This is a genomic window from Peribacillus sp. FSL H8-0477 (genome assembly GCF_038002765.1).
Lineage (GTDB): Bacteria > Bacillota > Bacilli > Bacillales > DSM-1321 > Peribacillus.
In genome coordinates this window covers 1652910-1664856 of the sequence record NZ_JBBODE010000001.1, presented here as the reverse complement: position 1 = coordinate 1664856, position 11947 = coordinate 1652910, and the positions used below count along the sequence as shown (strand labels likewise).

General features: G+C 42.7%; 9 protein-coding genes, 1 tRNA gene and 1 rRNA gene. 6 read left to right on the top strand and 5 right to left on the bottom strand.

Translation table 11 applies throughout. The annotated features are described in order from the left end of the window. The first annotated feature begins 2 nt into the window (after positions 1-2). From MHI18_RS08485 to MHI18_RS08470, 4 genes are all read left to right on the top strand, one after another. Entirely contained in the window at positions 3-1271 is a 1269-nt protein-coding gene (locus tag MHI18_RS08485; RefSeq protein ID WP_340846925.1) for an MFS transporter, read from the top strand. 439 nt (positions 1272-1710) lie between these two features. Further along, a complete protein-coding gene (locus MHI18_RS08480; protein ID WP_340846924.1) occupies positions 1711-2025 on the top strand; it encodes an ArsR/SmtB family transcription factor in 315 nt (104 codons plus the stop codon). A gap of 81 nt (positions 2026-2106) precedes the next feature. Next, positions 2107-2535 (top strand): DMT family transporter, encoded by a 429-nt coding sequence (locus MHI18_RS08475; protein WP_340846923.1) that lies wholly within the window; start codon positions 2107-2109, stop codon positions 2533-2535. 13 nt (positions 2536-2548) lie between these two features. Then, positions 2549-3013 carry a DMT family transporter gene (locus MHI18_RS08470; protein WP_340846922.1) on the top strand — a complete coding sequence of 155 codons (465 nt, stop codon included), beginning with the start codon at positions 2549-2551 and terminating at the stop codon, positions 3011-3013. 154 nt (positions 3014-3167) lie between these two features. Here MHI18_RS08470 and MHI18_RS08465 read toward each other — a convergent pair whose 3' ends face one another. The 4 genes from MHI18_RS08465 to MHI18_RS08450 all read right to left on the bottom strand — a co-directional run bounded on the left by MHI18_RS08465 (position 3168) and on the right by MHI18_RS08450 (position 8751). Continuing rightward, positions 3168-3314: a hypothetical protein gene (locus tag MHI18_RS08465; RefSeq protein WP_340846921.1), complete on the bottom strand. Its 147-nt coding sequence runs from the start codon at positions 3312-3314 to the stop codon at positions 3168-3170. A 441-nt stretch (positions 3315-3755) separates the two neighbouring features. Next, positions 3756-6665, bottom strand: coding sequence for a beta strand repeat-containing protein (locus tag MHI18_RS08460; RefSeq protein ID WP_340846920.1), 2910 nt, complete (start codon positions 6663-6665; stop codon positions 3756-3758). A gap of 1189 nt (positions 6666-7854) precedes the next feature. Then, positions 7855-7927, bottom strand: a tRNA-Ala gene (locus tag MHI18_RS08455). Between the two features lie 119 nt (positions 7928-8046). Continuing rightward, positions 8047-8751, bottom strand: coding sequence for an MgtC/SapB family protein (locus MHI18_RS08450; RefSeq protein ID WP_340846919.1), 705 nt, complete (start codon positions 8749-8751; stop codon positions 8047-8049). Positions 8752-8865: 114 nt separating this feature from the next. Between MHI18_RS08450 and MHI18_RS08445 the strand changes: the two genes are divergently transcribed. Beyond that, positions 8866-9753, top strand: coding sequence for a DMT family transporter (locus MHI18_RS08445; protein ID WP_340846918.1), 888 nt, complete (start codon positions 8866-8868; stop codon positions 9751-9753). A gap of 49 nt (positions 9754-9802) precedes the next feature. Here the strand turns inward: MHI18_RS08445 and MHI18_RS08440 are convergent, their stop codons facing one another. Continuing rightward, positions 9803-9985, bottom strand: coding sequence for a hypothetical protein (locus MHI18_RS08440; RefSeq protein WP_040373443.1), 183 nt, complete (start codon positions 9983-9985; stop codon positions 9803-9805). A gap of 410 nt (positions 9986-10395) precedes the next feature. On the opposite strand from MHI18_RS08440, the gene MHI18_RS08435 reads away from it, so the two are divergent. Continuing rightward, positions 10396-11941: ribosomal RNA gene (locus MHI18_RS08435) — 16S ribosomal RNA — on the top strand. The last annotated feature ends 6 nt before the right edge of the window (positions 11942-11947 follow it).

Sequence of the window (11947 nt, the reverse complement as noted above, 5' to 3'; positions counted from 1 at the left end):
AGATGACAAACAAGTCAAAAAAAGGGATTCATTATGCTTGGTTCGTTCTATTAGGTGTTGCTATCATGATGGGCTTTGCTCGTGGTGGTATTAACAACGCAACAGGTTTATTCTTAACGCCTGTTTCAGATGACTTAGGTATGAGTTTATCCAGCTTATCTTTATACGTATCGATTATGTCAATCGTAACAATGATTTTCTTACCGTTTGCTGGTAAGTTAATTGCAAAAGCGGATATCCGTATTATTTTAATCGCAGGGGTTATCTTCCACGCCGGCGCATTTGCTGCAATGGGCTTCATGAACAGCGTATGGGGCTGGTACATACTTGCAATTCCTTGTGCAATTGGTTACGTTATCGTTGCACAAATTGCTGGTCCAGTCATCATTAACAACTGGTTCAAAAAATCTAAAGGTTTAGCATTGGGTATCATGATGGCGACAGTTGGTGCATTCGGTGCGTTTATCGCTCCTTGGATCGGTAACTTAATCGCGAATGAAGGCTGGCGTTCAGCTTACACTACTTCTGGGCTACTATTAGGTGCAGGAGCAATTATCGTAATTGTATTATTCATCCGTTTCGCCCCAGGTAAAAAAGGTGCATATGGTGATGACGAAGGAAATACAGAAAATAAAGAAGTAAACGCAGCAAATGAAGAAGCAAACAAAGGGATCGCATCTAATATTGCGAAAAAATCACCTGCGTTCTTCGCATTAATGGCCTTCTTTTTCTTCTTAACATCTGTTGCTGCATTCGCACAACACGTACCGACTTTCGCAATTACCAAAGGATTCGATACTGCATTTGGCGGTACCTTAATGGGTCTATTCATGGTTGGTTTATTAATAGGTTCATTAACATTCGGTTTCTTAGCTGATAAAATAGGTGCAAAAGGCACTACTTTCGTAGCCTTAATTTCCGGTTTAGTAACATTCGTTTTATTCCTGTTATTCGGTGAGATTAAAGTAATGATTATGATTGGTGCTATTATTTTTGGTTTCTTATCATCATCAATCGGTACATTGGGTCCACTGCTTACGATTTCATTATTCGGTAACAAAAACTACGCAGATATTTATGCTACCGCTTCTGTAGGTTTAGCGGTTGCAGGAATTGTAGCGTTACCACTTTATTCATTAATAAAAGATTTAACCAATTCTTATACCATTGTACTAATCGCGATTATCGTGATGATTATGATCTCCATGTTATTAGTAACGGTTGCCTTCAAGCAAAAAGAAAAATTAGTGAAGGCAGGTCACTGGAACTAAAATAATTCATTAATAAGGATAATAAAAAAGTTGTGAGCAGACAGTTTCGTCTACTCACAACTTTTTTCGTTTATGGCCATGAAAAGGCCAACCATTTATAAGCTGTGGTACAAAAGATCAGCCTTAGGGTGATATGTGTTTGTAGTCAGCAAAGAAAGATGCCCTATGGGGTATTATCGGGCTGTAAATAGTGCCCAGACGGGAATACGCATGATCCGGACGGGATTAACTCCATCTCAGACGGGAATATGTTTACTCCAGACGGGATTAATGGCAGGAATAGCAGAAAAATAGATAAAATACCCCCCTAAAAATACGCGTTCAAAAGATCGCAAAGCAACTGATGTTTATTTTAATATAGAAATCAAATAGTTTCATTAAATGTAATCTATTTCCTTCACCTTGACATATCGAGAATTCCAGATATATAATTACGTCCATGAAACCTATTGATGTTTTCAAAGCGTTATCAAATGAAACAAGACTCCACATTTTGGAGTGGTTAAAGGAACCAGAGAAGCACTTCCCAAAACAAGGCGCTCACCTACCAAAGGAGGTAAGTTATAAGGGTGGAGTATGTGTGGGGGATATTCAAGAAAAAGCCAAAGTTTCTCAATCTACCGTTTCTAGCTACTTAAACATGATGCAAAAAGCTGGTCTACTTGAATCGATACGTCATGGACAATGGACTTACTATAGGCGAAATGAAGAATTTATTCAACAGTTAGCTCATTATTTTCGAACAGAGATCTAATCTATATTGATTTCTGTTTTTTTTACCTAGTCATATCTATTTTTCTAGATATGTAATTATACGAAAAAGGAGATACTATCTATGCGCTTTTTATCTTATCTACTAGCTCTATTGGCTGGTGCAGCACTTAGCTTTGAAGGAGCTATCTATGCTGAATTAGGAAAATCAATTGGACAAATAGAAACAAGTTTTTATAACTTCTTTATGGGCTCAATTATCATGGGGCTTTTGTGGCTGTTTTTTGGAAAAGGAAGGATTTCCTATACATTGGAAGCACCTAAATGGTCATTACTTGGAGGGGTCTTAGGTGTGGTTTATTTAACTTCCATTGTGGTTAGTGTCCCATACGTTGGTGTTGGTATAACAATGGTGGCTGTAATTATCGGACAATTAGTCATGAGTATGGTTATTGAACATTTTGGATGGCTAGGCAGTAAAAAAACTAAAATTAATAAAGAAAAGATATTTGCAGTGATTTCAATGATTATTGCACTTATATTAATCAACTAGGAGGTAGACAATTATGGGGACATTTATGATTTTATTTACATTGATTGGCGGTATTACATTAAGTGCACAATCATCTATAAATGGTACATTTAGTAAAAAAGCCGGAACAATTGAAACAACATTTTTAACCTTTCTCACTGGAACAATGTTTCTGACTATTTTCATTCTATTTTTTGGCAGTGGAAATGTGCTTGGAATTCTAGAAGCACCTAAATGGCAATTAAGTGCAGCATTTTTAGGCACTATGTATTTACTTCTGACCGTCATGGCAGTTCCTAGAATTGGGGTAATCGCAACTAATATTTCTGGTATAGCTGGTCAACTTATAATTGGTGTCATAATTGATCATTTTGGATGGTTCAATAGTTTAGTCATAGAATTAGATATGAAACGTGTTTTCGCAATACTATTTATGATTATTGCCCTTTATTTTATCTATAAAGGGAATTTACGCTCGAAAGAAGAATCAAAAATATAAGTTGAAACGCTGCCTAGTTGCAGCGTTTTTTTTATTAAATAAAAGAACATTATCAAACAGAATTTACCTTCGACTCAGGTTAAAACTTTAGGTAATTGCAACTCTCTTATTATGCTGAATTTCTTCCACTCGGTTATTCCACAATTGAACAGGACTAACGACTTCTGTCTATATCTGGCTGCGGCTGTACACATTCACTTAATATGAGTGTGATTTGGATCATAATAATTTGGTTGGTTTTCATTACAAAATATCGTTCCCCATTTGGTGTCCATTCGTTTAGACGATTAGCAGTTCTCATGACGATAAAGCATCCCTTAGTTGAATAATGATTTTTTGTTATGGAAAAGAGGATAAATTCTCTTCCTTTCAAATACCATCCTGTATTGCTTACAACAAAAGGGAGTCTCTTATACAAAATAAGACTCCCTTTTTTTTACTTTAATACTAAATTAAGCTAATACACGCTTAGGTGATACAGTAACGTACCACTTGTTCCAACAGGTATAGGAAGGCTGAAAGAAATTGGATTTCTCACTGCGCTAGCAAAAGTATTTCTTGGTGGAACTGATCCTACGCCAGTGGAAGGATCGACTGAAGTATTGACTGTACCTGTTACATTTGATGAGCTGGATGCAGAGTTGAAAATTTTGAAAAGGGAGGGTACTGAATTGCTTCCTATTACATAGATGACTCAAAGATTATTGTTTTATTATTGGGGATGGCAAGGCAAGTGCCAACCTTACTGAACTTCAATAATCGAAACAGAACCCTCAGACAAAGTGGTAGTTGCTGATCCATTATAAAGAAAATCTAATGTAATGGCACCTGCGGTAGCATTAGCTAAGAACGTTCCTGATACGCTAACATTAGCATCTAAAGTTCCAGTAACTGATTTACCTGAAAAACGACTCTGAAATACCGTATTAATTCTAGGTGTAACAGTAATATTTCCAATTAAAGAACTAGTTGCTCTGAAAGTATACGAAACCAAATAAATGTGCCCAGTTGCTAGTACAAAGGTTGTGTTTGAAGGGTGAGAAATGTCAGTGCCATTAATAAACGTGGTTGAATATGAAATGGCTGTGCCATTTACTACAGATGTTACATTAACAAAAAATAGTCCGTTTTGTATTGTAGCACCTGTCCCGGTAGCACCAGTAGCACCAGTAGCACCAGTAGGTCCAGTAGAGCCGGTAACACCAGTCACACCAGTAACACCAGTAGAGCCGGTAACACCAGTAATACCAGTAGGTCCAGTAGCGCCGGTAGCACCTGTTACACCAGTAGCGCCTGTTGCCCCAGTAAATCCAGTAGTACCAGTAGGCCCCGTGGCTCCTGGGTCACCTGTTACACCAGTAGCCCCGATAGTTCCCGTAGCTCCAGTGGGTCCAGTTGCTCCAGTGTCGCCGGTTACTCCAGTAGCCCCGGTAGTTCCCGTAGCTCCAGTGTCACCAGTTACTCCAGTAGCCCCGGTAGTTCCCATAGCTCCAGTGTCACCAGTTACTCCAGTAGCCCCGGTAGTTCCCGTAACTCCAGTATCACCTGTGGCCCCGTTAGTTCCCGTAACTCCAGTGGGTCCAGTTGCTCCAGTAACTCCGTTAGTTCCCGTAGCTCCAGTGTCACCGGTTGCTCCTGTGGCCCCGGTAGTTCCCGTAGCTCCAGTGTCGCCGGTTGCTCCAGTAGCTCCGGTAGTTCCCGTAGCTCCAGTGTCACCGGTTGCTCCAGTAGCCCCGATAGTTCCCGTAGCTCCAGTGTCACCGGTTACTCCAGTAGCCCCGGTAGTTCCCGTAGCTCCAGTGTCACCAGTAACCCCGGTAGTTCCCGTAACTCCAGTGTCGCCGGTTACTCCAGTAGCCCCGATAGTTCCCGTAGCTCCAGTTGCTCCAGTTGCTCCAGTGTCACCGGTAGCTCCAGTGTCACCGGTTGCTCCAGTAGCCCCGATAGTTCCCGTAGCTCCAGTGTCACCGGTTACTCCAGTAGCCCCGGTAGTTCCCGTAGCTCCAGTGTCACCGGTTACTCCAGTAGCCCCGGTAGTTCCCGTAGCTCCAGTGTCACCAGTAACCCCGGTAGTTCCCGTAACTCCAGTGTCACCGGTAGCTCCAGTAACCCCGGTAGTTCCCATAGCTCCAGTTGCTCCAGTGTCACCAGTAACCCCGGTAGATCCCGTAGCTCCAGTGTCACCGGTTACTCCAGTAGCCCCGATAGTTCCCGTAACTCCAGTGTCACCAGTAGCCCCGGTAGTTCCCGTAGCTCCAGTGTCGCCGGTTGCTCCAGTGTCGCCGGTTGCTCCAGTAGCTCCGGTAGTTCCCGTAGCTCCAGTGTCACCGGTTGCTCCAGTAGCCCCGATAGTTCCCATAGCTCCAGTTGCTCCAGTGTCACCAGTAACCCCGGTAGATCCCGTAGCTCCAGTGTCACCGGTTACTCCAGTAGCCCCGATAGTTCCCGTAACTCCAGTGTCACCAGTAGCCCCGGTAGTTCCCGTAGCTCCAGTGTCGCCGGTTGCTCCAGTGTCGCCGGTTGCTCCAGTAGCTCCGGTAGTTCCCGTAGCTCCAGTGTCACCGGTTGCTCCAGTAGCCCCGATAGTTCCCGTAGCTCCAGTGTCACCAGTGTCACCAGTAGCCCCGGTAGTTCCCGTAGCTCCAGTGTCACCAGTAACCCCGGTAGTTCCCGTAACTCCAGTTGCTCCAGTAGCCCCGATAGTTCCCGTAGCTCCAGTGTCACCGGTTGCTCCAGTAGCCCCGATAGTTCCCGTAGCTCCAGTGTCACCAGTTGCTCCAGTAGCCCCGATAGTTCCCGTAACTCCAGTGTCACCAGTAACCCCGGTAGATCCCGTAGCTCCAGTGTCACCGGTTACTCCAGTAGCCCCGATAGTTCCCGTAACTCCAGTGTCACCAGTAGCCCCGGTAGTTCCCGTAGCTCCAGTGTCGCCGGTTGCTCCAGTAGCTCCGGTAGTTCCCGTAGCTCCAGTGTCACCGGTTGCTCCAGTAGCCCCGATAGTTCCCGTAGCTCCAGTGTCACCGGTTGCTCCAGTAACCCCGGTAGTTCCCGTAACTCCAGTGGGTCCAGTTGCTCCAGTGTCACCAGTAACCCCGGTAGTTCCCGTAACTCCAGTGGGTCCAGTTGCTCCAGTGTCACCAGTAGCCCCGGTAGTTCCCGAAGCTCCAGTAGCTCCAGTAGCCCCGATAGCTCCAGTAGCTCCAGTGGGTCCAGTGTCTCCAGCAGCCCCGGTAGTTCCCGAAGCTCCAGTGTTGCCGGTTGCTCCAGTAACCCCGGTAGTTCCAGTAGCTCCAGTGGATCCAGTGGGTCCAGTGTTACCTGTAACCCCGGTAGCACCGGTTGGTCCAGTAGAGCTAGAGGAAGTGATTTGAGTCACTTGTTTTAATTTGCTATCCAGTAGTAGTTCTTTTTTAATCGCCAATTCGAGAGTATCTTGTACACTGTCATTTACTTGTAAGATATCTTCTAATGAAGCTGGTGTTATCAAGCCAGGTAATGTGCCAAGAGCATATTGAATTTTTTCCCCTTCTGCATTAATGATATGTGCTAGTCCTAATTCTTCCATTGCAATAGAAACTAAGAGTAGGTTAATAGCATCCTCTCTTGTAATTGAAACTGTAGGGGAAATATTAGGGATATTCGGCTGCGACATTTGACCTCTCCTTTAAAATCATTTGAAACAATCTTGTATATTGCACATAATAAAACAAGTGTTGCTCTGTTTATAATGTATTCAGGAGAAGAGAAAGGGAATAAGCTAAATGTCTATTTATTACCTTGACGCTGGTTCTTAAATCTACTTTCAAAAATATCTTGTAAAGTATGGCTTGCAAATGGAATGTTTCTTATTTGTAATTGCTTTATGAATATAGGTGGTATAGAAATAAATATGAATAGGTAATTGGTAAAAGATGAAATACCTAACGAGTGGAGTAAAAATAGAAGGGATTGATATTGAGAACGAAGAGTAAGTATATTTTAACTATTTGTCAATAATATCGAGGGTAAAATCCTATTTAATTTTCTGACTGAATGTCTCCCGGAAGAAATGAGATTACCTTTGAAGTAAGAGCAATTTTTGTGAGGGGCAGATAATAATGAAATTTGTTTATTATAACGATACCAATAGGGATTTTCAAATTCATCCGGCCACTAAAGAACATGGTACCGAATGTGATATGTTAGTAATAAAGCCGCAAGAAGAGAGAACGATACTTACCCTTGGATAAAAATGTGGGATTACAGTGAAGAAATTGGAATGATGTTACTTGTTTCTCCTCAGAAGAATTAGCCCAATTGATTAGTATGAACGTGCATAAATAACTTGGAAATACCTGAATCCTCCGTTCAATTGGAGGATTATTTAGTGTGCCAAGTATATTCAAAGTTTGTTATGAGCGCTGGATGGGCGGATCTTTGGATAAGTTAATAAATATATGTACGGACAAAACACTTCGGAGGTATACCACCGAAGTGTTTTGTTTACTTTGCTATCAATGAATAAGGAAGGTTGTACACCGAAATCATAATTCACCCATAGCTTTACTATTATGGTGGATGCGAAAGAATATAGAGATACCCTTTTACTTGAAAAAAACCATCCAAGGGTTTTAACCTATGCCCCGATACTGTTTTTTAGTGCAGCACACGCCAACAAATAATAGTTAAAAATAAGTTTATTTTCCTCGTATGAACAAGAGATCGAAAAGCACAAACAAAAGTTAATAATGAAAATCAAATGTGAATCTGTGTGAACTTTTGTGGACTTTGATGATTTTCGAGTAGAAAATGGAAGGGGACAAAAAGAAAAAAACCCTTGCTACGCAAAGGTTTTCGAAGTATGGAGACTAGGGGGATCGAACCCCTGACCTCTTGGCTGCCAGCCAAACGCTCTCCCAGCTGAGCTAAGCCCCCGTTTGATGTACAAGAATTATTTTATCGGAAAACAGAGAAAAGTCAATAGAATTTGATTAATAATTCCAGAAAAATAAAAAACCCTCCAAGTTTGATGCGTTGGAGGGTGTAAAATTTCATTATAAATTTTCAATTTCAACGGCTGAGATTTCTTTAAATGAAGAGACAGTGTAATAGATTTCGGTGGTTTTCTGTTTTTGGTGAATAAGAATTCTTAATTGAAGAAGGTGGTTATCTTCGCCTCTGTCTTTAATTCGAACATTTTTGACAGCAATGTTTTCAGCATCAATACGCTCCATAACAGCAGCAATGTCATTTTTGTTTTTAATGGTCAGTTTAAGCAATATTTCTTTTTGACGTAATTGCTTAGGTCCAATCATTGCGATAAAAGAAGGAACAAATTCTACGCTAATGATTAATAGGATGACACCAACAATAGCTTCAATATAAAAACCAGCACCAACAGCAATGCCAATTCCCGCCGCTCCCCAGATAATGGCAGCTGTTGTCAACCCTGATATACTATTGTTGTCACGGCGGAGTATAACACCTGCACCAAGGAACCCAATACCTGATACAATTTGTGCTGCGAGACGCAGGGGATCCATCGTGACATTCACTTGGTCGCTTCCAGGAAAACTATAAGCTGATTCAATAGATACAATTGTCAGAAGACAGCTGATAATGGAGATAACAAGGCTTGTTTTTAAGCCAACTGGTTTTCGTTTTATTTCTCTCTCTAAGCCAATTATAAGTCCTAATAAAGCAGAAATCCCTAATTTCATAAGGATTTGCCATTCTAAAAGGCTGATACTCCATTCCATGAGGCCGTCACTCTCCAATCGGGATTTACAGGAAAAGATTATATACTCAGATTTCTAGGAAATATCGTACAATAGATATAAACATTTTATCATTGATGATAGAAAGGAACCAACATGAAACAACCCAAAATAAATCCTTACTTTATTATTGCAATCGGTGTGGTTTCAGTCTCGTCATCGGCTATTTTTGTTAAGCTTGCAACTGCGGAGTCCGCCATCATTGCTTTTTATCGGCTTTTGTTTTCTGTTCTTTTAATGCTTCCTTTGTTTTTAATGAAATATCGCATGGAGCTTACGAAAGTGAAAAAAAAGGATTGGATGTTAGCTAGTACTGCTGGGATTTTCTTAGCCTTTCATTTTATCCTTTGGTTTGAATCGTTAACCTACACTTCTGTAGCAAGTTCAACTGTCCTTGTAACCCTGCAGCCGATATTTGCTTTTGCAGGTGCTTACTTCTTTTACAAGGAGCGATTTTCAGTAAAAGCCATTCTTAGTGGAGTCGTTGCTGTGTTGGGCAGTTTGTTAATCAGTTGGGGTGATTTTAGGGTGAGCGGACTGGCTTTACTTGGGGACATGCTGGCCTTAATTGCTTGCGGATTCATTACTGCTTATCTTCTGTTAGGGCAGACAGTTAGAAAGAGGCTTTCTTCTATTACATATACGTTTGTTGTGTACTCGGCGAGCACGATTACCTTATTTATTTATGCATGGGCAGCAGGAAGTTCTTTTGGTCCGTATCCGGCAAGTGATTGGATTTATTTTATTCTGCTTGCTATCTTCCCAAATTTACTTGGACATTCGCTATTTAACTGGTCACTAAGGTGGGTGAGCACGACAACCATATCAATGGCCATTCTTCTCGAGCCAATTGGAGCAGCACTCCTTGCTTATTGGATCTTAGGTGAAACAATTCAGTGGACACAAGCAGTTGGGGGAGCAATTATTCTGGCAAGCCTCATGATCTTCTTAAGAGATGAACAGAACAATTCCGATGCACTATAAAAGCAGTAAGCTTATGCTTACTGCTTTTATAGTAGATACAGGTATAGAATTATGAATAGAATAGATAGGTGAACCTGGTAAAGACCAAAGCAAGTGTAAAACTACCAATCATTGTTCCGCCATAGACTTTACCTTCAGCACTGCAAATTTTTATTGCTTCTATATAAGCAATGATAAATAAGTATAGTGTCATGCTGTATGAAATAATTAATCCAACGAGCAGCAAGTCCATTGTGTCACCTCGGATATACTTGATAGTTAAGCATATTCAACAGACTTAGTATTATGTCTGTTGAATACTAATCTAGTGAATAATAAATGAGAGAGTTTTAAAAATAGAAACGGTAGGAAGAGTTTTTATAAAAAGTTTTTAAAAATGTATTGCAAACATATTTTTATCGTGGTATATTATTTCTTGTCCTTAAGACAGCAACAACATCAACAAACAAAAAAACGAAATGAAGCACATGAAAATATTTCGAAAAAAGTTGTTGACATAAAAGCTGCTTACATGATATGATAATCAAGTCGCTTCGGAAGAAACGCTGAACGAAATTGCTCTTTGAAAACTGAACAAAACAAAGCGTCAACGTTTTAAAGAAGTGAGTACACACTATAAAAACAACCGAGCAAGTCAAACATTCTACGGAGAGTTTGATCCTGGCTCAGGATGAACGCTGGCGGCGTGCCTAATACATGCAAGTCGAGCGAATTGTTGAGTTTACTCAACGATTAGCGGCGGACGGGTGAGTAACACGTGGGCAACCTGCCTATAAGACTGGGATAACTTCGGGAAACCGGAGCTAATACCGGATATGTTCTTTTCTCGCATGAGAGAAGATGGAAAGACGGTTTCGGCTGTCACTTATAGATGGGCCCGCGGCGCATTAGCTAGTTGGTGAGGTAATGGCTCACCAAGGCAACGATGCGTAGCCGACCTGAGAGGGTGATCGGCCACACTGGGACTGAGACACGGCCCAGACTCCTACGGGAGGCAGCAGTAGGGAATCTTCCGCAATGGACGAAAGTCTGACGGAGCAACGCCGCGTGAACGATGAAGGCTTTCGGGTCGTAAAGTTCTGTTGTTAGGGAAGAACAAGTACCAGAGTAACTGCTGGTACCTTGACGGTACCTAACCAGAAAGCCACGGCTAACTACGTGCCAGCAGCCGCGGTAATACGTAGGTGGCAAGCGTTATCCGGAATTATTGGGCGTAAAGCGCGCGCAGGTGGTTCCTTAAGTCTGATGTGAAAGCCCCCGGCTCAACCGGGGAGGGTCATTGGAAACTGGGGAACTTGAGTGTAGAAGAGGAAAGTGGAATTCCACGTGTAGCGGTGAAATGCGTAGAGATGTGGAGGAACACCAGTGGCGAAGGCGACTTTCTGGTCTATAACTGACACTGAGGCGCGAAAGCGTGGGGAGCAAACAGGATTAGATACCCTGGTAGTCCACGCCGTAAACGATGAGTGCTAAGTGTTAGAGGGTTTCCGCCCTTTAGTGCTGCAGCTAACGCATTAAGCACTCCGCCTGGGGAGTACGGCCGCAAGGCTGAAACTCAAAGGAATTGACGGGGGCCCGCACAAGCGGTGGAGCATGTGGTTTAATTCGAAGCAACGCGAAGAACCTTACCAGGTCTTGACATCCTCTGACACTCCTAGAGATAGGACGTTCCCCTTCGGGGGACAGAGTGACAGGTGGTGCATGGTTGTCGTCAGCTCGTGTCGTGAGATGTTGGGTTAAGTCCCGCAACGAGCGCAACCCTTGATCTTAGTTGCCAGCATTCAGTTGGGCACTCTAAGGTGACTGCCGGTGATAAACCGGAGGAAGGTGGGGATGACGTCAAATCATCATGCCCCTTATGACCTGGGCTACACACGTGCTACAATGGATGGTACAAAGAGCTGCAAACTCGCGAGGGTAAGCGAATCTCATAAAGCCATTCTCAGTTCGGATTGCAGGCTGCAACTCGCCTGCATGAAGCCGGAATCGCTAGTAATCGCGGATCAGCATGCCGCGGTGAATACGTTCCCGGGCCTTGTACACACCGCCCGTCACACCACGAGAGTTTGTAACACCCGAAGTCGGTGAGGTAACCGCAAGGAGCCAGCCGCCTAAGGTGGGACAGATGATTGGGGTGAAGTCGTAACAAGGTAGCCGTATCGGAAGGTGCGGCTGGATCACCTCCTTTCTAAGG